Raw genomic sequence first — 22,981 nt, forward strand, 5'->3', positions numbered from 1 at the left:
ATCTTCTCTTTTGAGATTGGTATGGAGCATAAATTCTTTATAGTGCTGCAAAAGAGTACCACCGGCGCCATGCACGATGCATTTCGGCACGCCGGTCGTTCCAGAAGAATACATGATATAAACCGGGTGATCGAAAGGAAGTTGGTTGAATTCTATTTCAGTAGCAGAATTCGAAATGAATTTATGCCAATCAATCGATTTTGGGATCGATTTGCCATTGTCTCCGACGATCTGTTGAATGATCACGATTTTGTCAAGTGAGGGAATTTGCTTGGCGATTTGCTCGACGCGTTGCACTGAATCAATCTTTTTGCCGTTGTAAGAATAGCCGTTTGCTGTGATTAAGATTTTTGGTTGAATTTGACCGAACCGATCCAGTACACCCTGAATGCCAAAATCCGGTGAACAGGATGACCACACAGCACCGAGGCTGGTAGCCGCCAACATTGCAATGACAGCTTCCGGAATATTTGAGATGTATCCAACCACCCGATCTCCTTGTTTTACGCCATTTTGTTTAAGACTTTCGGCAAATTTGGCCACAAGAAGATAAAGCTCTTGAAACGTGTAACGAACAGGCTCGCGGTATTCGGTCCAACTGATTATAGCAGTTCGATCGTCACGATAGCGCAGAAGATTTTCGGCGAAATTGAGTTTCGCTCCCTGGAACCATTTCGCTCTCCACATGCCGTCTGCATCCAAAATTTTCTCATATTTTTTGGAATGGACGATTTCGGAAAATTCCCAAATGGACTGCCAGAATTCTTCTAAATTTTGAATGGACCAATGATACAATTCATGGTAAGAGGAGAATTTTTTCCCCGTTTTTTGACTGACTTGCTTTATGAATTGGGTTAAGTTGGCGTTTTGAATTCGATCTTGAGTCGGACGCCAAACAGGTTGAGTCATGCCTATTCCTTTTCAGGATCAAGAATAGAGAGACTGACTGCAGCTTGCAAGGCGAATTCTGTGTTGTTACACTGCAAAGCGCATTTAGCTGCCTGTTCAATAAAAGTTCTTGCCTCCGGATGATCTGATTTAAACAGTACAATTGCAACTGCAAACATCTCTTTATATTTCTTTTGCTGCTTAAATCTTAAAAAGATCTCTTCCGAGGCTTCTACAGTATTTATAGTATTTAAAAAAATATGGACCTCATCTTTTGTCGGAATTTTTTCACTATTCGCAAATTGACCAAGATCGTTGCCGCTATAAATATGAGAATTTTTGATATAACCCGGCAGTTGATCAAAACCTACACCCTTTCGACCGATGGGTTTCTCAACTTCAAAAATCGCATCACCACTTGCCCTGGTATAGAAATTAGCCGAATTTCTGCCGACAGCATCGAGCAGTTCTGGTTGAATTACACCGTTATTAAATATGTCTTCTGTCATGTGAAATTTAACAACTTCGCAAATCGCTAAATTTCCGGATGCGCCGCCATCGCCCAGGTGAATCATCTGATTTAACATACACTCCATTTGAAAAGGAGATTCTTTTACGCGATCTGGCTTCACAATGTCCGATGGAATTGGTGTTAATCCACATTTTACGAATTCGTCTATATGAGATTCATATTCAGTTGAAGCCAAACTCACCTGATGAACCATTGCGTAGGTAACTGTTTGGATAACGCACTCTTTCGTGGCCATTAGATTGTTATAGGTGTCTTTAGTTGTGTTGTCCCGTTGCCTGCGTGATGGTGAAAAAGCAACAGTTGGCGGGTTACCACCAAACGCATTGAAGAAGGAAAATGGCGATAAGTTTCTAACGCCATCGCTAGATATTGTGGAAGCAAGTGCTATCGGCCGCGGGGAGACGCCACCCACAAGAAGGTCCATAATTTCTTTAACAGATAAATCCTTAGGTTCAACATGAATCATGGTTTTTTCTTTGCTAAAATTGATCTTTGCGGTTCTGCTTTAACAATGCGATTGGATAACTTCCCAAGACCCGTTATTTCCAAATCGATTGTATCACCAACTTCTAACCAGGTTGGCTCGAAGGATTCACCTGTTTCTTTTGCTTTCAGCTCATTGGTGCCATTCAACTCCAAATAACAGCCGGTTCCGACGGTACCAGACCCGATCACATCTCCGGGAAATATCTCAACCCCGTACGAAACCCGCTCGATGATTTCGGCAAAAGTCCAGTTGATGTCTTTCATATTGCCATCTGATATCAATGTGCCGTTGTGATGAGCCGTCATACGAAGGTCGTATTTATTGCCAGTGGGTGTTTCGATCTTAAATTCTTCCAGTTCATCCATGGTGACGAGCCAGGGGCCGATAGCAGTAGCGAAATCCTTGCCTTTTGCCGGACCCAGGTTAAGCTTCATCTCCTCCATTTGTAACGTCCTGGCAGAAAAGTCATTCATGATGGTTAATCCAACTATATAGGAATCTGCATCTTTCGCCTCGATATTTTTACCTCTTTTCCCAATCACAGCAGCGACTTCTAATTCAAAATCGAGTTTTTGCAGATGATCACTTTCGACGACCAGATCGCCTTCACCGATAATTGCGTTATGGTTGGTGAAATAAAAAACCGGGAATTGATCGAATTCCGGGATCATGTCTAATCCGCGGTTTCTTCTCGCGGTTGCCACATGCTGTCGGAATGCATAGGCGTCTCTGCATGAGGTTGGATGGGGGACAGGTGCTAAAGGATTTGTTTCATTAGAATTAACAATAAGATTGGTTTTTCCGGATAAAAAAGCATCTTGAACTTGTTCAGCTTTTCTCAAAAACTCGTCACTTCGATGTAGAAACTCATTCATGGAAGATGGGAGAAGGTTGCCTGATTCCTTGGCGTTTTGTTCCAAATCTACGATATTATTATTAATAATAAGCGCTAACCGTTCTTCATTGTCGCTGGTGAGATAGGAGATTAATTTCATTTTATGTCCTAATTATAAATTCTAAATCAAAGTATCTTTTTAGTCGAAATTCAAAACCTTTTAGACAGGATTAACAAGATAAACAGGATAAGATGAAATCTTTTGAAGCTTGCCATGTATCTTTTTAATCCTGTAAATCCTGTCAAATGTTTTACGTCAACCACGACTGCGAGTATTTTGGATCCATGGTTTCTTTGACATTCAATGTCGGTTCCAGAGGTTCAAATGTATCCACCATCACTGCATATTCATCTGTGCCTTTGGCGCCAATAGAAGCTTCGGTTTTGCCGGGTTGGGGTCCATGTGTGATGCCGCCCGGATGAAATGTGATCGAACCCTCCTCGACGCCTGTGCGCGACATAAAGTCTCCTTCAGCATAGTAGATGATTTCATCGCTGTCGACATTGGCATGAAAATAAGGCGTCGGAATGGCATCCTTATCAAAGTCAAATGGCCTGGGACAAAAATTACACAAGACAAAATGCCGGGATCTAAAAGCCAAATGGGTCGGCGGCGGGAGGTGAAGTCTGCCGACCTTTGGACAATAGTTTTTAATGTTGAACGAAACCGGATAATGATAACCATCCCAGCCAACAATGTCGAAGGGGTGATGCGGCATGAAATATTCATAATATTGATCGAATTTTTTGATGATCAGGCGGAATCTTCCTTCCTGATCAATGGGTTCCAGAACTTGCGGAATTTTGAAGTCACGCTCGGAATAGGGTGCATTTTCAGTAAGTTGGCCATATTCGTTTCGATATTCTTTCGGAATGTCAAATGCGGTTTCTGATTCAACAACAAGTATTTTATTTTTTACGAAGTCGTCAAAGTCAATTTTAAAGGTTGTGCCTCTCGGAATAAGCAATTGATCACCTTCTTCAAAAGGGAAATTGCCATATTCGGAGTAGAATGTTCCTTTTCCATAATGGATAAAAATATACTCATGAGCGCCGCTATTTCTGTAAAAGTCGTCCATATTTTTAGTTACATTTGCTGTGCTGATGCTACAGTGTCGATTGCGTAAAAAAACATTTCGAGCGGATAAAAAGTCACCTTCTGTTTTTTTCTGCTCCGTATGAAAAAGATAATACTCCAGCGGCGCTCCATCCCAAACCGGAATTTTGAAATTGTCTAACTTTTTAACCTCAAGGACTTCTGATGGCATATGAATATGATATTTATTTGAGTAAACTCCGGAGAATCCAAGTGTGGAAAAGAGCTCTTCGCGATAAAGTGACTTACCATCTTCTTTATAAAAAGTGGTATGCCTTTTTTGCGGGATTTTCCCAAGTCGATGATAAAATGGCATCACTTACTCCTAATTTTTCAATGAGTTGTTATACACATATTGATAAATGATTGTTAAAGCTATAATATCTGCGTAATCATTTCAAGCAGATAATTTCATCAAAGTGCTTGGTGGATTTTGAATTCAGTTTTAAATGATAGACTAGAGAAAGATAGAATCATTCCCCCCAATTGTCTTTTATCACTTTTCTCATGGCAGGTGTGGATTTTAGGAAATCTGCATGCCTGGTTTCTCCGGCGAACCACTTCCACAAAAAAGCGCCGATTACCTGGTCGTCTTTCGATAAGGCTTCCAACGCCGCAGACAAGCATAATTTTTGAATCTCTTCGGCCCCGGGTCGATAATCTCCTCTTTCCCAGGGTTTATAAGGAGCATAAGTGGATACATCGTAGCCGATTTCGGTAAATACAATGGGCCGATTATGAGTTTCTGCAAATTGATTTAATTCTTTTAATTTAATTTTCCAGGAAGTTTCAAGTAATTTTTTATTGGGTTTTACCGAAGGATCCAGTAAAGGAAAATATGCCTGGATGCCAATCACATCGAGGGCGTCCCAAAATGGGATCCGTTCATAGTCTGTCCAATTAGCGGCATAAGTGATGGGTGCAGAAAAATGTTCGCGCAGGATTTGAATGATTTCACGCCATCTAGACTCATAATGAATGGTTTTATCCAACTCGGTACCCACGACAAACGCATCTGCATTTTTACAAATGACTGCTAAATCCTCAATCCATTGACTATAAGTCGTGAAGAAACGATTCCACTCTTCATCTGTTTTGAACTCGATCTCTCCGCGCCACGAATACCCGCTGCGCCAATAGGAAAGATGGGGCTTAATCAGAATTTTAAGACCTAACCGATGCGCTTCTTCGATGGGGCGGGTTAACCATTGAACATTTTCATTGGATCTTCCTCTTCTGAACCGCACAGTTCCGTCACGACTGATTCCGGCATAGGGATGAATGGAAATCCAGTTTATGCCGAGGGTTTTTAATTCCTTCATAGCATCGACCATCGCGTCCGTACCCCATTCCCAACCCCAGGTTTGGCAGGAGATCGTCATGCCTTTGATTACTTCAGCCTTCTTATAAGAAGGTTTTAATCCGAGAAAGAGTAGAACAACCAAAAGTGATAACATAATCAGTAGTCTTTTCATTTTTGTTCCACGCCTTTTAGAATGCTTATTTTCCTGATATCTATTTTTTCTAAAACCAATAGTTTTTCACTATCACTATAGAATGGCCAATTTTCAATCTCATCCATAGTCCGTTTACAACCTTCACACAAACCTGTTTGATTATTTAATCTACAAATGTTAATACACGGAGATTGAATTTCATCCAATAGATTTTCCCTTTAAAAATGAACATGTGAAAAAATCAGTATTTAAAACTTAAATGAATGAGAAGAAATTCCAAAACTATTATGACATTGAAAACATATTTTGGAATTTCATTGCCAAACCCATATCTCCTTGCAATTTGATTTTTCCCTGCATTAGGAGGGACATCGGACTGGCTTCGTTATTTGCCACCTTTAACCAATCTTCTGCCGCCGCCGTAATTGTCATGGTTGGATTATCAGAATTCCCTTCCGATACATTCAGTGTATTATCTTTCACAGTCAAGTACCAATTTCCACCGTCATCACCAAAGAATTCCAGTTGAATCACCGCATCGATTCCTTCCGCATTTTCCGGTTGAAAGAACTCGGGAAGTTTGTCGATTGCTTCCTGAAGAGATTTAAAACGAATGCTCATCTATTTCCTTTCGAAATTTGAAAAATCATAAAAATCAGGGTAAGATTTTTTATAGAATAATGCCAGGTTATTATGAAAATAATAGTTTGTCTAATTTTATGGTCTGTTAAATTTCGGCAGGTTTAAAATAGAAGAAAATAGATTAAGCTTTGTGAGTTTACCATACTTCTAAACTTTATCAATTTTAACTGCTCGAATGTAATACCCGTTATCAAGTTGACGAGTACGAATGGAAGAATCGTCGATTGTTATTTGAATATCATATGAACCCGGTTTTAATGGCTTCCAGGTATGTGCCCACAATGTCCAGGTTTTATTTGTGTTATGATCATACGATTCAACGGGTTGATATTTTTCTCCTGAATTAAATCTAATCATCAGTTTGTCTGTCGGACGCTGACCTCCCCAGAGAATCCCAATGATTCTATATTCAATTCTGTCATTAACAAGCCATTGCTCGACCCGAATCGGCATGGCCGTCTGATCGATGATGGCAGGTTGAAAATCCTTTGCCAAAAGAGGCGTTCCATCCTGATGTGTTCGACTGGCAAATTCCCGCATCTGACTTGTGGGCTTTTCAGTATCATCTACTAATTTAATCTCATTCACCCATTTGATGCAGGAGCATCCATACCAGCCAGGCATGACCAGTCGAATGGGGAAGCCATGGTCCAAAGGTAAGGATTTTCCATTCATTTCAGTGGCAAAAAAAGCGCCGGAAGATTCCAGGTCTTCAAAAGTAAAAATCCAGCTAGCGCCGGGGGTTGAAGATGTCCTGCGCAATATTTTTGGTGAATGCTCATCAAATCCAGAGATAAGTACCCTGGTACTTTTGGGAGAAGTATGAATTTTTTTCAGTACATCGATAACTGGAATTCCCGACCATTTTGCAGAACTGATCAATCCAAAGCCACGGCCTCTATTATTGCCGGAGCATTCCAATAAATGCACTTCCATTGGTCTTACTAGTGATTGTAGATCCTTTAAGGAAAGTGATATCCTCGAATTAACCAACCCATGGACATCCATTTTCCAGGATTTATTTAAATCGATAAGCGCCGGTAACCTGGTACGAATATAGAATTCATTGTTGGGGGTGATCAGAGTTTTGGCATCGAGTTTGGTTAAGTCAAGCGCCAATCGACCATTTAGCCCCTCGCCGATTATATTACCGATTGCTGCTCGGCCTTCACCGGAAAACGGCAAAACAGCCAGTAATTTGCCATCTTTTATTGGATCTAGCTGATTTAATAAAGATGATAATCCAATCGATCCTTTCATCAAAGTTGCAGCGCCAATTATGATCGAACTATACAGAAAATCTCGTCTTGTAGAAAACATCAATAAATTTGTTTTTAAATTAAATTATGGAAGTGGTGCTCGTTTAGTGTTTTGCCATTCCTTCCGGATTAAATGGTCCATTAATACACGGCGGTTTATTAGAGGCAAAGGCTCGTTCAAGAGAATGTGCTATGTTGTCATGTACTGCTAAAGCGCGTGCTACGAGTTCTCCGCCGTGGGTGAACATGGGGTTCTTCGTATTCTAACATTAAATTGTATCCCCCACCAACATCCCACCATCCACAACGAAAGTCGATCCAGTCGTATAACTAGAAGCATCGGAAGCGAGGTAGAGGGCAATACCCAGCAGTTCTTCTACAGTTGCGAACCGCTTTTGCGGGATGGATTTGGTGACTTGCTCGCTGAATTTTTCATTATCCCAAATAGCCTGACTAAAACGGGTTTTGATAAATCCCGGCGCGATGGCGTTTACCTGGATGTTGTCGCTCGCTAATTCTACTGCTAATATTTCGGTTAACATGATGACGGCTGCTTTGGTCAGGCAGTAGACTCCCATTCCAGGCTGCGGCTTTTTTCCAGCTACCGATGACATATTGATGATCTTACCGCCACCGCGGTTTTTCATGCTTTCCACGCAGGCTTTGGCCATTCTAAAGTAGCCTTTGAGATTGATATCGAAAGTTTTGTCCCAGGCGGTTTCTTCGGAAGTAAGAATCGGACCAAAATGCGGGTTTGTCGCGGCGTTGTTTACCAAAATATCGACTCCACCAAATTCTTCATTCACGCGTTTCATTAATTCCTGGATGGCTGCGGAATCTCCGGTGTGCGCAGCAATAGCCAGAACATTTCCACCATCTGATCTGATCTTATCCGCCACTACATCCAGGTTTTCTTGCTTACGACTTGTGATCACTACTTTCGCGCCAGCGGCTGCGTATGTACTTGCAATCGCTTCCCCGATACCACGAGATGCGCCGGTAACCAGGGCTACTTTTCCGGTCAAATCAAAATTAGGTAAGGTTGACAATTAACAACTCCTTTTGATCAATGAACAATGAATAATTAACAATGAACAATGAACAATGGACAATGAGCAATTAACAATTAAATTAGCAATCTTCATTCTTAGTTTTCCGTCTCACGTCCACGTCTCACGTTTGCCGTTTCACATTCTATTAATATTGCGGTCTCTGGCGCTTTTTTGCAAGTCCACATAACGGTCGGTTTCATCCACTATTTCAGTTCCCAGGGCGGTTTCGATTAAATCTTCCAAAGTAACCAATCCTGCAACTCCGCCATGTTCATCCGTTATCATGGCAATCTGTATTCGGGCTTTGAGGAATCTTGTCAATAAGCTCAAACAATTGATCGCTTCAGGGAAAAAGTGAATTTGATTCACGATTTTTTTTAATTCGGTTTTTGGTTTTTCTATCATTTTACGTGACGTGATCTCTTGCAATGTGACATAACCCGTGATGTGATCGATGTTTTCACCATAGATCGGAACACGACTAACACCCCTTTCGTCCAGCTGGTTTATCGCTTCCTGGATAGTGCTGTTTTCTGGCAATGCGACCATCATGGTTCGGGGAGTCATGATTTCTTTAACACGCTTATCTTCAAGATTGATAATATTGCGAACCATGTTGTATTCCTGGTCGGTTAACTCACCTTCTTTTGCACCTAATTTAACCATTGCCAGAATTTCGGCTTCTGTAATTGTAAAAGTTTTTTTCCCACGAGTGATCAGGTTAGTAATTTTTTGTGTAATATAGATTGCAGGATATAGGATTGCTTTCATCGCTGTGAGTGGCCATACTATCCAATGCCATAAGTTCCGCCAGTAGATTGCCCCAATCGTTTTTGGAATGATTTCCGAAAAGAACAAGATTCCCAGGGTTAATCCGACAGAAAATATCGGAACCAGGCTAACTCCCAATACTTTTATTGCCAACATGCCTGATATTGTTGCTCCTGCCGTATTGGCGATTGTATTCAGTATTAAGATGGCTGAAATCGGAACGCCTATATTTTCTTTCATTTCAATAAATCGACTGGCTATCATCCCTCTATTCACTTTTTCAGCCTCAAGTGCGCCCATTCTTGTGGAAAAGAGAACCGCTTCGAATAGAGAGCAGGCCGCAGAGATAAGCAAGGTGAGGGATACAACAGTGATTAGTATTGTCATATATGGACTCCAATCATAATTAAGAGACTAGAGATTAGAGGCTAGTGGCTTGTTAAAACAGATTAGATTAGAAGCTACAAGCTTGGAAATTATTTATAGACCTAGTGCTGAAGTTCATAATCTAATCTCAAGGCTCTAGTCCCTAGTTTCTAGCCTCTAGCTTCTTTTTTTGTAATGATTTATATAAACCTCGTAACATTTTTCCTATTTCATCTAAGAGTAACAGAAGTTTATCTTGTATCGGTTTACTAATAAAATGTAATTCTTTAGAAAGAATAAGTTGTGTTTCCAGTTCTGCTACAGAACCTAAAGAAATTGAAACAAATCTCATGAATTCTCCGGTTACTAATCTAGCATGTCCTTCAGCTATATTTGATGGAATGGAAACAGCAGCCCTCTGCATTTGATTCACAAGACCAAATTTTTCTTCTGCTGGAAATCCATTCGTCGTTTTATAAATTTCTTTGGCTAATTCTAAACTCTTTTTCCAAACATCCAAATCTCGATAACTCCTGAAATTCTGGTTCATCATAAAATCCTCCCTAATACTTAATAATTCATTAAAATAGTAATGACTACTAGCCTCTAGCCTCAAATCTCTAGCCTCCAGTTAAGCTCTTTTTCCAAACATCCAAATCTCGATAACTCCTGAAATTCTGGTTCATTCTAAATCCTCCCTAATTAATAATTCATCGGAATAATAATGACTACTAGTCTCTAGCCTCAAATCTCTAGCCTCCAGTTAAGCTCTTTTTTTAAATGACCATGTGAAAGTAAATTCGGCGACGATTAATTGATCAGGATTATGTCCGATTGATTGAACATCAATGACTACTGCCTCGCCTGTTTTGCTTGCTCGCTCAACAGCAGAAGATATTTTGGTACCTTCATTGCAAGTAAATGTGGTTAATGAATCTGCTTTTTTGGTAAAATTTGCTTTTAATCCCACAATGAGAGAAGCAATCGAATCAGGTGAATTTTCTACCATCATCAATGCCAAAGCGCCGGTCGATAATTCAGCAGCCATACTTAACGCTGCAAAATAAGTTGAACGAAAGGGATTGGTGCTCAACCAGCGATAGGGAATAGAAACATCGCAACGTTCCATATCCAAACGATGTATTTTCACCCCGGCAAAAAAAGCTAAGGGTAGTTTTCGCAACAAATACAATTTAAAGAAAATCGGATGGAGCATTCTCTGACGTATTGTTTTGGAATCATGTGAAAGTGAATACTTTATTGCATCGTTTGACTCGATGATCTCCGCCATATTGAAAACACCTTGTGATTTAGGATTAATCTCGATTATCTAATAAAAATTCCCAAAACGCACCATAGGGATGAATGTCATCGGTAATACCTTTTTCATTTATCACTTCATAATTTTCATTGTACCAGCGAAAGATTCCACCTTTAAGGTTCTGCAGAGATATTGCTCCGGAATTATGGGCAACCTCTTTTAATCGTTGTAAACACTTTGAACTTCGATAACCGACTGAACAATAAAAAACCAGGCGTTTATCCTTTATACGCTTTGAATAAATTTTGCCGAATTCATTTTGAGTTATTCCAGGATCGAGTTGGATGGCATTGGTTATATGGCTTGTTTTGAATTCCTCTGGCGATCGTGTGTCAAAAATGATGAATTGACTGGAATCTATTGATGCAAGTGTTCTTTTAAAATCATTGTACTCGATATTTGGGACGGAAAACGACCAATCCACTATTTTCTCAAGAATAGTTAATTTTAGCTGTGATTTAATTGCCATAGTTAAAAAAACCAACAACGCAAATATGGATACAATAATTAAATATTTTAGTCGATAACTTTTTTTAGACGCTTGTATATTTCTTCCTTATTAAAAGAACAATTATTAAACACCATAATGAGAGTGACAATTTTTGTAAAAGTTTTTGGTGGGAAATCAAATACTGAATTATATTGTTTCAATGGTTAATCCACGTCCTTCGTTAAATTTTTCAGTTTCCTGCTGCCGTTTTTTTATTTCATCTGACAACAATTGTTCTGTTTTTTGGTTATACTCCCGAGCTTCTTTATTATGTATTTCTATCTTTACTTTTTCCTTTTTGTTGTATTCAATATTCTCTTCAAGGGTTGTTTCAACCCAATGACCACTATTTTCGTCTGCAACAAAAAATATCACAGTACCCACCAATCCAAGACCAATTCCGGCGATTAGAGCCTTGGTAGATGTATTATTATCATTCTTAAAAGAACCCCCTTCTAAGACTACCATTGCAGCTACTAAACTTACTCCCGTTAGAAACAAAGAATACTTTTTGCCTTTTTTGATCCAGATTGGTTTTACATACTTGTAATCAATTTCTTCTTTCTCAAAATCCTCAAAGAATAATTTCTCTTTATGAACTCTACCGATATCAAGAGGTGTCATCTCTGTCGGCATGGGTTTTAACATCAACGCAGTTATTATGGTTTTTTTATCATTTTCCACAAAAACAATACATTCTTCCTCCTTCCAGCCTGAAGAGGTAATTCTAATGTGGTGTTCACCATTGGAAACCTCTTTAGTGATAGGTGATGATTCAATTCTATTCCCATCCAGGTAAATATCAGCGCCGGGAGGATCAGTGAATATACTGATTAAGCCCGTTTCATTCTTCATGTTTTTAGCTTGGGCCCGGGGGATTTCGTTTTGCAACCCTTGTAAGGTTGGGATGATGTTTTTGTCCATTGATTGGGCAGGTAATAAGAAGCACAAAGTATTAAATAAAAACACTGCCACAAAAAGGATATGATTTCGACTAACTCTCATAATGTTCTCCAACGATTCAAGATGTTTTATAATATAGTGAGAAGGTTATTTGTTTTCCAAAATTAATGGATATTTCTGTTTTCTATTTTGATAAAGATTTGAAAGAGAAAGATTCACATATGTATTTTTCTAAAGAATCGATCCTGTTAATAGGATTTAAAGGAATTTTGTAAAAAGGTTTCGTAAAATGTAAAACAAAAACTAATTGATAATCATTGCAATGAATTCAAAAGATTAGCCACGGGAGAAATAATTCATGGAAAAAAGATTCAGCAATATAGAAACAAAGTTGATCCACGCGGGTGAAATTGAACCTAGGATTAGTGGTGCTGTTAGTATGCCGATTTTTCAATCGGCCAATTTCGAGTATGCCGGGGAGTCGAGTTATAATGAAATTAAATATATCCGTTTAAATAATACTCCGAATCATCAGGTGCTCCATAAGAAATTGGCTGCATTGGAAAACGCTGAATCTGCACTCGTAACGGCAAGCGGAATGGCAGCGATAACCACTTCTTTGTTGACTGTTCTTTCTTGTGGCGATCATCTCTTAATTCAAAATTCTTTGTATGGAGGGACTCATGATTTTGTTACAAAAGATTTACCTTCATTTGGAATTGAATATGATTTTGTTGATGGGGATGATCCGGATTCATGGGAAGCTAAGTTACAGTCCAATACCAAAGCACTTTATGTAGAAACAATGACCAATCCACTCATGGAGGTTTCTAATCTTATTGAGGTGGTTAATTTTGCCAAAAGGAATCGACTTATTTCATTTATCGACAATACTTTTGCGAGCCCAATGAATTTCCGACCGTCCGATTGGGGATTTGATTTGTCGCTGCATAGCTGCACAAAGTATTTGAATGGGCATTCGGATATCGTTGCCGGAGCAGTCATCGGTCAAGCGGATTTGATCGAAAAAATCAAACATAAATTAGATCATCTGGGAGGGTCACTTGATCCGCATGCCTGTTTTTTACTCCATCGTGGCATTAAAACTCTATCTGTCCGGGTTAAACACCAGAATGAAAGTGCTTTGAAAATTGCACAATTTCTGCAGGAGCATCCTTTGGTTGAAAAAGTGAACTACCCGGGATTGGAATCCCATCCTCGGCATTTGCGCGCCCTGGAATTATTTGATGGCTTTAGCGGTATGCTAAGCTTCGAAGTAAAGGGCGGGGTAGAAATGGCACAAAAGTTTATTGAAAATGTAAAGCTCCCCATTCATGCAGCCAGCCTGGGTGGGGTAGAATCCCTGGTAACCCGGCCGGCAACGACGTCGCATTCAGGTCTGTCTCCGGAGGACCGCAAAAAAATTGGGATCACGGATAGCTTGATCCGGGTCTCAATTGGCATCGAGGCAACAGAAGATTTGATCGAAGATTTTAAGCAGGCCTTATCCACATTGTCTTATGATTTATAACAAATAAAGTTGTGGATTTATAGGTTCTGGGGATTAAATTTTAAAAATCGTTTCAGGTTTAATAGGGATAATGCAATGCCATTTTATTTTTTGTATGTGATGATTTTTATTAGTTTTTTGGGGGGGTCCAGTGTTTATGCTGCAGATAAAAAATCTAGAACAGTACAAGGAAATATCATTCTATCGAACGAACAAGTCAATTTGTTTCCTAAACTATTTGCAGATCCATATGAAATTCAAATGGGGTTTTCGAAGTCTTTAAATTCCGATCGGTTTATTGGGCGTATCGGTCAAGAGATGCCTTTATTTCATTTTGGACCTTCAAACAGAAAAATCCATTTTAGTTTGGGAGGCCACACCTGGTCTTTACTGACAAGACGGGGAAATAAATTCCCATTACTTGCGGTTGATTATCTCATCACCGGAATTTTCGATTTTCAATTAGGAGATTACTCAGCAAGATTTAAAGTTAGTCACATCAGCGCTCACCAGGGCGATTTTTTTCAACGCAAAATAATCCCAAAAATGCGCGGACTTACAGTCAGGAATTTCTCTCTGGGCTGTTGGCCCGAAGTTATAAATGGGGCAATCTCTATGGTGGCGGTCACTGGCTCTACAATACAATTCCAAAAGTAAAATCTATATATTTACAAGTTGGCAGTACATTCCATTTACGTAAAGCATTCAAGAATAAATATCTTCCTTATATTAGCATAGATCTTCAGTATCAAGGATCTCGGGAATATAGTTTGAATCAAAATTATCAAATTGGCTATAGACTGTATCAAAAAGGATCTAGGGAGTTCCGATTGGCATCGAGTTATTACTCAGGTTTTAGCATTTTTGGACAAGATTTTGATTTTCGTGAGCAGTTTTATTCGGTTGGATTTTTTATCGATTATTAATACTAAATACTAAGAAGTTAAAGTGGGCACAGCGAATTATTTTATTTGACTAAAACAGCTTGGGTCAAATTTTGACTTAAATCAATCCTGTACTTTCTTTCTTTAAAAAAAACATCCAAAGTTTGGTCCTGGCTAAAATTTGCTTGGATCCCGTTACTATCAAATTCGAATAGTGAAGATGGCACATAAAAAATCATTTCTAATTGTTGAGTATCCTGCATAAGAATGGCCACTTTAAAAGAATTAGGAAATTCTTTTGTATCTCTTGATTCTTCAAGAACCAAATGAGCAAGGATCGATTTTTGTTTATCCTGAAGTCTCAGATCTTTTAAGTGATCGTGTGCAAAATCTTCCTCCAATCTAATAGTTTTATAAAGATTCATACTGGATCTGGAATTTTTTCTTAAAGGTGTAAAAGAAAACTTTTCTTTCGAAATCTCCTGGTTTAGGAACTCACTTTTCTTAGCCAAAGAAGGAGAAAGGCTCGTTATATAACCCAAAGTTGAATCTTGATTTTCTCGTTCTCCTGATATTTGGTCGTCGCCTTTGATTGGTATAGTCGCCAGTTTATCCGGCTGGGTCGCTAAGGATTTAGCTCCTGGCTTTTTGTTTTCATCCTTTTGTTCAGTTTGTAGACTCCTTTTCTCAGTACTTTTTTTTGATAAGGCTTTCGTATTGGCACTACTGGGCTTTGTCTGTTTGCTTTCTTCGGAATCTTGTGACGTAGGTACATCCTCTCTATTTGGTTCTTCAGTCAGAACCTGGAAATTCACAGCAGCTTCGGTGGAATCAAATCCTTCAGTCGTACTTTTTTGTTCGACTTCAAGAATAGGGATCAATTGTTCGGGAACATCGATCTGAGTTTCATAAATGATTTGCGTAGTAAACACAACGAATACAAGTACAGCAGCAACCTTGGTGATGAGTCCCCAATCAGGAACGGATTTTTTGGATTCTAAAATCTCAGTTTGACGTCGGATTTCAGATTTTAGTTCTTCCCGGCCAATATTTTGGATGCCTGCGATAAAATTTCTCTCACCCTGTAATCTTTTTTGACAATCTTTACAATCTTGTAAATGCTGTTCAAATTTGATTTTATCCACATCACTCAAGTAATTCAACAAATATTTTTCATGTATTTCATTTTGGAGAATAAAATTGCAATCCATCACATTCTCCTTTCGGCTTCCGTCGTTTGTCTTAAAATTAATTCTAATGCTTTTTTACACTGGTATTTTTTTGATTTGGTAACATTGCTGTTTGCAAATTTCATGATCCTTGTGATCTCCTCCAAATTTCTTTTCTCAAAATAGAAGTAGAACAATAGCTGTTTACAGACAGGGTCAATCGCTTCAAGTGCTTTTCGAACCCATTGCTTTTTTTCTTCGGTGATTACAATATCGAGTTGTGAATCTTGTCCATCATTTACGTCTTCCGATATCTCAGTATTAGTGAATTTATTTCGTTTACGAATTTCAGCATACCATTTATTCTTTACGACAGCCAAAAGGTAGGTTCCGATTTTTGATGTTAATTCAAAACTTCCGGAGCAGACCTTCTGCCAAAAAACAATAATGGCTTCTTGCAGCAAATCTTCGGCATCTTGCTCACTACCGCCATGCGATTGTACATAATTTAATATCATTTTCTTATAATGAATAAAGAGCTCGCCCAATACCGTTCGGTCATTGGCCCGTACTCGATTTATAATTTCCTTTTCCGGAAAAAATTTAAAGGATCTCATTTACCTTTTAATCGTTAATGTCATTAATATGCAGAAAGTAAACAGAAAATTAGTTGCGATTATGATTTTAAGTCAAAATAAATTTACAATAAGCAAACATCAAAACAAAATTATATTAAGATGATGCTGATTTAAAAAGAAAACCTATCTGAAAGGAGAAAACCATGAGAACCCTGTTAACCTTTTTTGTGTTTGTATTTTCATTCATCAACCTGTCAGCCCAGGGCAGAATTATTATTCCCCATCCGCCAAGACCCATTTATAAAAATCAAGTTTATTTAAAATATGTAGATGCCCATGTTAAGCTTAATAAAGGAGTCGGGAATATCACACTCGAACAATCCTTTTTTAACAAAGCTAATGTGCAATTAGAGGGTCAATATTTATTTCCGGTACCGCGAGAAGCTCAGTTGTATGACTTCTATTTATATATCAACGGCAAGAAAACTCGCGGCGAACTATTGGATGGCAAAGAAGCCAGGGAGATTTATGAATCGATTATTCGAACAGTCCGCGATCCGGCGTTATTGGAGTATGCAAATAATGGTTTATTCAAAGCCCGGATATTTCCCATCCCACCCAAAAGTGAACGTAAAATAGAATTGTCTTACGCTCAATTACTAGAAAAAGATGCTGACACTTATACCTTTACACTGCCAATCCGGCAAATTGGGCAGGGCAGCATAGATTCTTATCATTTGGAAATCGAACTTGAAACCGAGGCGACCCTCGCCAATATTTATTCTCCGTCCCACGAAATTGATATAACCAGGCAAGGCGACAAAAAAGCAAAAATCAGTTTTGAAGCAAAAAATTTAGAAGCGGATAAAGATTTTGTCCTTTACTATTCACTTTCAGAAAGAGAGATACCTGCTACATTCTTATCTTTCCGACCGCGAACGGATCGTGACGGTTATTTTATGTTATTGGCTTCTCCCCGTTTCGAGGTTAGAAAGAAGAGGCCCGTGGCAAAGGATGTCATTTTCGTGGTTGATGTTTCCGGCAGTATGGCTGGTGAAAAAATCGAGCAGGCCAGGGAAGCGTTGCGATATTGTGTTAATACTTTGAACCGCAACGATCGCTTCGAAATCATCAGTTTTAGTTCTGGGATCGAACAATTTCAAAATGGCTTAAAGAAAGCGGATAGGGACGAGAAGAACAACGCTTCTTATTTTATAGATAATTTATCCGCTTCCGGTGGAACGAATATCAATGAAGCTTTGCAAAAAGCATTAAGCTTGAAAGAGGGTAAAGATAATCGTCCGACCAGTATTGTATTTTTAACCGACGGGTTGCCCACGGAAGGCGAGAAAGATATCAAAAATATTCTGGCCAACCTTATGAAGCAAGATAAGGCCTTCATGAAAATATTCAATTTTGGGGTTGGATATGATGTGAATACTTTCCTGTTGGATAAATTAGCGCGGGATAGCCATGGGAGTGTTAACTATGTGAAACCCGGCGAAAATATCGAAAAGAAAGTATCTTCTTTCTTTGATAAAATATCGAGTCCGGTCCTGACAAATACCGAAATTGATTTTGGTGATTTACGCGTTTATGATATTTATCCTAAAGATTTTCCGGACATTTTTAGGGGTGAACGGATCACTCTTTTTGGCCGTTACCGCACAGATGGTAAATCAAAAGTAGTCTTGACGGGAGAACAAGGTGGGCGGGATCGTTCCTTTAAGTATGATGTGGATTTGCCGCGACGAAATTCGGACAATGAATTTATCGCGAAGTTATGGGCCAACCGCAAGGTTTCTTTTCTGTTGGCTAAGATCCGTTTTGAGGGTGAGAATGAGGAACTGGTTCAAAGCATCAAAGAGCTAGGTAAAGAATTTGGAATTGTCACCCCTTATACTTCCTACCTCGTACGGGAACAGGAGCGTGAATTGGCCCAATTCAGGATTGACTTGGAAAGAGGTAGATCGACTCCTATAGCCTTGCGCATGCAAGCCATGGAGGAGGCCAGGAAAGAAAGTGCGATTATTGATGTAGAAAGTGTGGGTTCAAAGGGTTATTATGATGCGCTGACTTTTGTTGCCCCGGCACCGTCTGCTTCTTCGGGTAAACGCTCGGTGCTTGCTAGTAGGGCTATGCAGAAGATCGCATTAGCGGAAACTGAAACCAACATGATATTGACCATCAAACGAGTATTGGATCGTACCTTCCAACTAAAGAATGGTGTGTGGATTGAGAATGGTTTGGAGGATCAAGAACCGGATAGGATAATCGAGTTTCTGAGTGATGACTATTTTGAATTTAGCAAATCAGGCGAAATTCTGAACCGAATTTTGGCCCTGGGAGAAGAAGTAATGTTTCAATGGAATGGGAAGGTATACCAAATAAAATCGTAAGAATAATCATTAGCCAAGGAGATGCAGAGAGCTCAGAGAATCAACAAGATAAAACTCTTAGCTCTCTGAATCTTTAAGGCAATTGATCCCCAGGTAATCTTATATTTATGTGAGTTGGATATAACGTAATCTTTTGTAAAACTGTTCACCTATCCGTCTAAGTTAAAATGTCATCCTGTTATCATCCTTTTCCTGATGCCAAACTAAGGTTTTTCGACCCCAATTTTCAGGGTTTCCCCTATTGACATGGAGCGTGATCGTAACTATTTTTCAATATTTGAGCAAATTTTTCTAATAAATAAGGAAAGAGATTTATTTGTACTGATAAGTGATGTTTCAGATAAAACCAAATTGTAGTAAAAATATTCAAATAATAGAAGGTTATCAACTTGATAATCTTAGGGCAAAAAATAAAATTTGCGACTTTTAAATGTTTAGAATCGACTATCATAGTATAATAATCGATTCTCAATTTGTCTTCATATCGCGAAGGAATAGAAATTCGTATGAAAATCCAATATTTAATAAACAAAGAGAATTTTGGGAAAAATATTGATAAAACTTTTATTGAAAATCTCGCTTTTTTCTTCTGTTATATTATGCATTCATAAACCTGATTTCGACCAGGGTTGGGAGTGGGTTAATGCTTCACCGACAGGTAATCACCTTTATGAAATTGAAGCTATGGATACAAACGTAGCTATAGCGGTTGGGGAACTAAACACAGTCTTAAAACCCATAAATGGCGGCATTACATGGGATGTCAAATATCATGTTGACTCGACAATCTCTAATACGCAAACCTTTACAAAAATCACCCAGGGTGTGGTAGTCAATGACAGCAGCTTTTCTTGGGGTTGTAGTTGGGGAGATTATGATAACGATGGCGATCTGGATCTGTTTGTTTCGAATTTAGATGAGGATCCTAAAGACAACCGCTTGTACCGCAATAATGGCAATGGTACCTTCACCAGGATCACCGAAGGTGAAATTGTAAATGATGGTGGGGGTTCTTTTAGCAGCAGTTGGGGAGATTATGACAACGATGGTGATTTAGACCTATTCGTTCCTAACATTTACGCCGGCTTCTTTGCAGAACCCAATAACACCCTATACACCAACAACGGAGACGGCACCTTTGCCAGAGTCAGTGAGGGGATTACAATTGATGCCACAGGTTCAACATGTGTTAGTTGGGGCGATTATGATAATGACGGTTATGTAGATCTGTTTATCGCTTTATAGTGCAAACAAATGGAGAATATCAAAATGCCAGGATTTATTTACACCAAAATAAAAACATTCATTCTATCAGGTCCTAAACATAAGGTTATCCCTCATACTGTTTTACTGCTCTTAACTACCACTGCAACTTTACATGCCCAGTTGCCAAAAGCCTCCGATTATTTTCCATTGGCAGTTGGTAATATATGGCAGTATCAACCACCAGAAAATATTGGCCAATTTTCCTATTTTAAAGAGATAATTAATGATACTTTAGTTGGAGATTCTCTTTTAATATACAAATTTAAAAAAGGTGGTTACTATAATTATAACAATGATTCAACCATTGTGTATGTCCATAGTAATTTTCCACAAAATCCCTTCAATGGTTTTCCTTTGATAGATACCCGGGATGGACTTGAAGGACGCTGGGAATGGCTTTTTGGTGATTTTATAGGGGTTTTGGCAATAACCGATACTGGAACTGTTTTTAGATATGATGAATTACGACATTGGGCAGATGTTAATACGATTATTCCAATAGGTGATTCAATAAGAATAGATAATTTTTGGACTACAACATTCTTAACTGGAATTGGAATGACTAAATTCGGCAATGATACGGTACGTTATGCCAAAATTAATGGAAAAGAATTCGGAACACTTGTTAGTGTTTCAGAGAATGAGCAAAATTCACAAAACAAACCAGACGTTTTTCAACTTTATATTTACCCTAATCCTATTAAAGGAAACACTAATATTCTAATTGAAGGTAAATTTAGTTCTTCAGTAGAGATTAGAATATTTGATTTACTAGGCAGAACCGTCAAAACCTTTATCGATCAACAGCCATTTCAAGTAAGGCGAACGCTCTTATGGGATGGTTCTTCTGACCAGGGACGCCATGTACCAAGTGGTATTTATTTTATTGCAGTTAAATCAAAAAACAACATTCAAACCAAAAAGATTATTTACTTAGGAAACGGAGGTTAAAATGAGTGTGCCAAGCAAAGCTAATATAGGCAAGCCGGACAATCCGGCACGATCAAAGATCTAACCATCAGGTCGGAACAGAACCGAGCGTATAAGGAGGTAACGAATTATGCGAAGCCTTGGGAAAGGAGTTATGTCAGCCACAACGCAAGTGAAGGTATCGAGCCCCGAAATTACTCTCGTTGCATTGGGTCAAGGGTTTCATTTCCTGGAAACCAGAAGTGGGTCGCATGTAAAAGGTGAGTGCGTATCCGACGTGCCGGGGTCTAAGTCCGTGGCGGGCAAACGAACTGTGTATATTGGAACTTGGGAGAACCGAAGCGTTCCAACTGGAAGCTTCCAAGAAGCTGAAGAGGCGACACGGAAGTATGGCGTTTCGGTAGTCGGACTGACTCATAGTAGAGGCGTAGGCAGGGTAACGCCTGCTGAGTCCTGTAATGGAAGGACACTCGAAGGGGTCGGCAGTTTAACGCAGAGAGATGAGTTCTGTCATGCCGTACACTGATATTGGAGAGACATGGCAGAAATTATCTCTCATATCCGGTCATGCCCGAAGAGAGCCTGATTTTCAGTTTACGAGCCTTGCTCACTTACTGAATGTCGAATATCTTCGGGATTGCTACAAAAGCCTGAACAGGAATAAGGCAGTAGGAATTGACAACGTAAGCTGGGAAGAATACGGTCGGAAGGAGGATGAAAATCTGGAGCTGTTAGTCTCAAGGTTGAAGCGTAAGAAATACAAGCCGATACCAGCGAGGCGAGTTTACATACCGAAGAGCGAGACGGAAAGACGTCCAATCGGAATATCAGCTCTGGAGAACAAGATAGTAGAACGTGGCATCACGTGGATACTTGAAAGTATTTATGAGCAGGATTTTCTGAACTGTTCATATGGCTTTCGTCCGAATCGGAACTGCCATCAAGCGCTAAAAGAGCTCAACGATTTGATCATGTTTCAGCCTGTTAGCCACATTGTAGAAGCGGATATAAAGGGATTTTTCGATAAAGTGTCGCATGAGAAGCTTATGGAGTTTATCCGGATAAGAATAAATGATACGACACTATTAAATTTGATAAAGAGATTCCTGAAAGCCGGTTATGTGGATGATGGTATATTGGTCACATCGGATAGCGGAACTCCTCAAGGTAGTATTCTAAGTCCGATTCTGGCTAATATCTTCCTGCACTATCCCCCCCGGATCGCCGGGATGGTTCGAAACGATAGTTAAAAGCCATGTGAGAGGGTTCTGTGACATCGTAAGATATGCAGATGACTATGTTTGTGTAGTTCGCTATGCAAACGACGCTAAGCGCATAGAACGTGGACTGCGAAACCGGTTCAATAAGTATAGTCTGGAAATACATCTGACAAAAAGCCGGAGTATAAGTTTCGGACGATTTGAACGGGAAAACGCGAAAAGTCAGAACCGCCGTGCCAATACGTTCGATTTTCTGGGATTCACTCACTACTGCGACAGGTCAAGAGAAGGCAACTTCAAAGTTGGCCGCAAGACCAGCCGCAAGAAATACTCTGCAAAATGCAGGGCAATGAATGCGTGGCTTAAGGCGATAAGAAATCAGGTCAAAACCAAAGAATGGTGGAAAATTCTGATAGCAAAACTACGTGGACATTTTCGGTATTACGGAGTTAGTGAGAATTATGACGGTATCGTAAGGTTCTATAAAGCGACCATAAGAATGGTGCGTAAATGGATGAACCGACGCAGTCAGAAGCGGAAAATGAGTTGGGATAGATTTACAAAATACCTCGAGCATTATCCGTTACCGAAACCGAAAATCGTGCATAGTTTTTACGTGTCACCTGTAAGGTGAGTTGGACTGAAGAGCCGGATGTGGGAAATCCACAAGTCCGGTTCTGTGAGGGACATTGATGTTTCCCTCACTTAGTGGAAGATAGAAAATTACTAATTGAAGGAGACTATATTATGTCTACTCGACAACTCATATCATTCACCGGTCTTCGAAGGCTCACCTGTGTGGTCGTTTTGCTTTTAGGAGGCCTTTTAAATGTCGCGTTGTTTTCCCAGGAAACGGACAATGTGAA

General features: G+C 39.4%; 23 protein-coding genes and 1 pseudogene. 7 read left to right on the forward strand and 17 right to left on the reverse strand.

The window, feature by feature from the left end:
- The 15 genes from IIC38_13525 to IIC38_13595 all read right to left on the reverse strand — a co-directional run.
- Positions 1–909: AMP-binding protein (locus tag IIC38_13525; GenBank protein MCH8126962.1), on the reverse strand; the 909-nt coding region annotated here is incomplete at its 3' end.
- A 2-nt stretch (positions 910–911) separates the two neighbouring features.
- On the reverse strand, positions 912–1,886 hold the full coding sequence (locus tag IIC38_13530) for a flavin reductase family protein (GenBank protein ID MCH8126963.1): 975 nt from the start codon (positions 1,884–1,886) through the stop codon (positions 912–914).
- Positions 1,883–2,902 carry a fumarylacetoacetate hydrolase family protein gene (locus IIC38_13535; GenBank protein MCH8126964.1) on the reverse strand — a complete coding sequence of 340 codons (1,020 nt, stop codon included), beginning with the start codon at positions 2,900–2,902 and terminating at the stop codon, positions 1,883–1,885. Before IIC38_13535 ends, IIC38_13530 begins: the two co-directional genes overlap by 4 nt.
- Before the next feature lie 151 nt (positions 2,903–3,053).
- On the reverse strand, positions 3,054–4,214 hold the full coding sequence (locus IIC38_13540) for a homogentisate 1,2-dioxygenase (GenBank protein MCH8126965.1): 1,161 nt from the start codon (positions 4,212–4,214) through the stop codon (positions 3,054–3,056).
- A gap of 157 nt (positions 4,215–4,371) precedes the next feature.
- Entirely contained in the window at positions 4,372–5,373 is a 1,002-nt protein-coding gene (locus IIC38_13545; GenBank protein MCH8126966.1) for a hypothetical protein, read from the reverse strand.
- On the reverse strand, positions 5,370–5,561 hold the full coding sequence (locus tag IIC38_13550) for a DUF1289 domain-containing protein (GenBank protein MCH8126967.1): 192 nt from the start codon (positions 5,559–5,561) through the stop codon (positions 5,370–5,372). The genes IIC38_13545 and IIC38_13550 overlap by 4 nt, the downstream gene beginning before the upstream one ends.
- 79 nt (positions 5,562–5,640) lie before the next feature.
- Positions 5,641–5,976 carry an SCP2 sterol-binding domain-containing protein gene (locus tag IIC38_13555; protein MCH8126968.1) on the reverse strand — a complete coding sequence of 112 codons (336 nt, stop codon included), beginning with the start codon at positions 5,974–5,976 and terminating at the stop codon, positions 5,641–5,643.
- Positions 5,977–6,144: 168 nt separating this feature from the next.
- Positions 6,145–7,317, reverse strand: a complete 1,173-nt coding sequence (locus IIC38_13560) for a molybdopterin-dependent oxidoreductase (GenBank protein ID MCH8126969.1) — start codon at positions 7,315–7,317, stop codon at positions 6,145–6,147.
- A 43-nt stretch (positions 7,318–7,360) separates the two neighbouring features.
- Positions 7,361–7,504, reverse strand: coding sequence for a hypothetical protein (locus tag IIC38_13565; protein MCH8126970.1), 144 nt, complete (start codon positions 7,502–7,504; stop codon positions 7,361–7,363).
- Between the two features lie 21 nt (positions 7,505–7,525).
- Positions 7,526–8,305 (reverse strand): glucose 1-dehydrogenase, encoded by a 780-nt coding sequence (locus tag IIC38_13570; GenBank protein ID MCH8126971.1) that lies wholly within the window; start codon positions 8,303–8,305, stop codon positions 7,526–7,528.
- 138 nt (positions 8,306–8,443) lie between these two features.
- Complete coding sequence (locus IIC38_13575; protein MCH8126972.1) at positions 8,444–9,466, reverse strand: HlyC/CorC family transporter; 1,023 nt, start codon at positions 9,464–9,466, stop codon at positions 8,444–8,446.
- Positions 9,467–9,608: 142 nt separating this feature from the next.
- A complete protein-coding gene (locus IIC38_13580; protein ID MCH8126973.1) occupies positions 9,609–9,998 on the reverse strand; it encodes a four helix bundle protein in 390 nt (129 codons plus the stop codon).
- A gap of 210 nt (positions 9,999–10,208) precedes the next feature.
- Positions 10,209–10,736 (reverse strand): DUF4442 domain-containing protein, encoded by a 528-nt coding sequence (locus IIC38_13585; protein ID MCH8126974.1) that lies wholly within the window; start codon positions 10,734–10,736, stop codon positions 10,209–10,211.
- Between the two features lie 25 nt (positions 10,737–10,761).
- Positions 10,762–11,235, reverse strand: coding sequence for a rhodanese-like domain-containing protein (locus tag IIC38_13590; GenBank protein ID MCH8126975.1), 474 nt, complete (start codon positions 11,233–11,235; stop codon positions 10,762–10,764).
- A gap of 168 nt (positions 11,236–11,403) precedes the next feature.
- The gene (locus tag IIC38_13595; GenBank protein MCH8126976.1) at positions 11,404–12,261 is read right to left on the reverse strand and encodes a PEGA domain-containing protein; all 858 of its coding nucleotides are present in this window, start codon (positions 12,259–12,261) and stop codon (positions 11,404–11,406) included.
- A 256-nt stretch (positions 12,262–12,517) separates the two neighbouring features.
- Here IIC38_13595 and IIC38_13600 point away from each other — a divergent pair, with 256 nt between their 5' ends.
- The 3 genes from IIC38_13600 to IIC38_13610 all read left to right on the forward strand — a co-directional run bounded on the left by IIC38_13600 (position 12,518) and on the right by IIC38_13610 (position 14,595).
- Entirely contained in the window at positions 12,518–13,690 is a 1,173-nt protein-coding gene (locus tag IIC38_13600) for a PLP-dependent transferase (protein MCH8126977.1), read from the forward strand.
- Between the two features lie 75 nt (positions 13,691–13,765).
- A complete protein-coding gene (locus tag IIC38_13605) occupies positions 13,766–14,326 on the forward strand; it encodes a hypothetical protein (protein MCH8126978.1) in 561 nt (186 codons plus the stop codon).
- Positions 14,254–14,595 (forward strand): DUF1207 domain-containing protein, encoded by a 342-nt coding sequence (locus IIC38_13610; protein MCH8126979.1) that lies wholly within the window; start codon positions 14,254–14,256, stop codon positions 14,593–14,595. Before IIC38_13605 ends, IIC38_13610 begins: the two co-directional genes overlap by 73 nt.
- A gap of 41 nt (positions 14,596–14,636) precedes the next feature.
- Here IIC38_13610 and IIC38_13615 read toward each other — a convergent pair whose 3' ends face one another.
- Positions 14,637–15,764, reverse strand: coding sequence for a hypothetical protein (locus IIC38_13615; GenBank protein MCH8126980.1), 1,128 nt, complete (start codon positions 15,762–15,764; stop codon positions 14,637–14,639).
- Entirely contained in the window at positions 15,764–16,339 is a 576-nt protein-coding gene (locus IIC38_13620) for a sigma-70 family RNA polymerase sigma factor (protein ID MCH8126981.1), read from the reverse strand. The genes IIC38_13615 and IIC38_13620 overlap by 1 nt, the downstream gene beginning before the upstream one ends.
- Positions 16,340–16,503: 164 nt before the next feature.
- Here IIC38_13620 and IIC38_13625 point away from each other — a divergent pair, with 164 nt between their 5' ends.
- From IIC38_13625 to ltrA, 4 genes and pseudogenes are all read left to right on the forward strand, one after another.
- On the forward strand, positions 16,504–18,699 hold the full coding sequence (locus IIC38_13625; GenBank protein MCH8126982.1) for a VWA domain-containing protein: 2,196 nt from the start codon (positions 16,504–16,506) through the stop codon (positions 18,697–18,699).
- A 552-nt stretch (positions 18,700–19,251) separates the two neighbouring features.
- On the forward strand, positions 19,252–19,944 hold the full coding sequence (locus IIC38_13630; protein MCH8126983.1) for a VCBS repeat-containing protein: 693 nt from the start codon (positions 19,252–19,254) through the stop codon (positions 19,942–19,944).
- 24 nt (positions 19,945–19,968) lie between these two features.
- Positions 19,969–20,916: a T9SS type A sorting domain-containing protein gene (locus IIC38_13635; GenBank protein ID MCH8126984.1), complete on the forward strand. Its 948-nt coding sequence runs from the start codon at positions 19,969–19,971 to the stop codon at positions 20,914–20,916.
- A gap of 479 nt (positions 20,917–21,395) precedes the next feature.
- Positions 21,396–22,749: pseudogene (gene ltrA, locus IIC38_13640) on the forward strand (group II intron reverse transcriptase/maturase).
- The last annotated feature ends 232 nt before the right edge of the window (positions 22,750–22,981 follow it).

This window comes from candidate division KSB1 bacterium, from assembly GCA_022566355.1.
Taxonomy (GTDB): Bacteria; Zhuqueibacterota; JdFR-76; order JdFR-76; family DREG01; genus JADFJB01.

What these genes read in the sequence shown, in the direction of transcription:
- IIC38_13615 (MCH8126980.1), bottom strand. Translation starts at nt 15,764, where the DNA reads ATGGATTGCAATTTTATTCTCCAAAATGAAATACATGAAAAATATTTG.
- IIC38_13635 (MCH8126984.1), top strand. Translation starts at nt 19,969, where the DNA reads ATGCCAGGATTTATTTACACCAAAATAAAAACATTCATTCTATCAGGT.
- IIC38_13560 (MCH8126969.1), bottom strand. Translation starts at nt 7,317, where the DNA reads ATGTTTTCTACAAGACGAGATTTTCTGTATAGTTCGATCATAATTGGC.
- IIC38_13625 (MCH8126982.1), top strand. Translation starts at nt 16,504, where the DNA reads ATGAGAACCCTGTTAACCTTTTTTGTGTTTGTATTTTCATTCATCAAC.
- IIC38_13555 (MCH8126968.1), bottom strand. Translation starts at nt 5,976, where the DNA reads ATGAGCATTCGTTTTAAATCTCTTCAGGAAGCAATCGACAAACTTCCC.
- IIC38_13545 (MCH8126966.1), bottom strand. Translation starts at nt 5,373, where the DNA reads ATGAAAAGACTACTGATTATGTTATCACTTTTGGTTGTTCTACTCTTT.
- IIC38_13575 (MCH8126972.1), bottom strand. Translation starts at nt 9,466, where the DNA reads ATGACAATACTAATCACTGTTGTATCCCTCACCTTGCTTATCTCTGCG.
- IIC38_13565 (MCH8126970.1), bottom strand. Translation starts at nt 7,504, where the DNA reads ATGTTCACCCACGGCGGAGAACTCGTAGCACGCGCTTTAGCAGTACAT.
- IIC38_13600 (MCH8126977.1), top strand. Translation starts at nt 12,518, where the DNA reads ATGGAAAAAAGATTCAGCAATATAGAAACAAAGTTGATCCACGCGGGT.
- IIC38_13620 (MCH8126981.1), bottom strand. Translation starts at nt 16,339, where the DNA reads ATGAGATCCTTTAAATTTTTTCCGGAAAAGGAAATTATAAATCGAGTA.
- IIC38_13595 (MCH8126976.1), bottom strand. Translation starts at nt 12,261, where the DNA reads ATGAGAGTTAGTCGAAATCATATCCTTTTTGTGGCAGTGTTTTTATTT.
- IIC38_13580 (MCH8126973.1), bottom strand. Translation starts at nt 9,998, where the DNA reads ATGATGAACCAGAATTTCAGGAGTTATCGAGATTTGGATGTTTGGAAA.
- IIC38_13530 (MCH8126963.1), bottom strand. Translation starts at nt 1,886, where the DNA reads ATGATTCATGTTGAACCTAAGGATTTATCTGTTAAAGAAATTATGGAC.
- IIC38_13540 (MCH8126965.1), bottom strand. Translation starts at nt 4,214, where the DNA reads ATGCCATTTTATCATCGACTTGGGAAAATCCCGCAAAAAAGGCATACC.
- IIC38_13590 (MCH8126975.1), bottom strand. Translation starts at nt 11,235, where the DNA reads ATGGCAATTAAATCACAGCTAAAATTAACTATTCTTGAGAAAATAGTG.
- IIC38_13585 (MCH8126974.1), bottom strand. Translation starts at nt 10,736, where the DNA reads ATGGCGGAGATCATCGAGTCAAACGATGCAATAAAGTATTCACTTTCA.
- IIC38_13605 (MCH8126978.1), top strand. Translation starts at nt 13,766, where the DNA reads ATGCCATTTTATTTTTTGTATGTGATGATTTTTATTAGTTTTTTGGGG.
- IIC38_13535 (MCH8126964.1), bottom strand. Translation starts at nt 2,902, where the DNA reads ATGAAATTAATCTCCTATCTCACCAGCGACAATGAAGAACGGTTAGCG.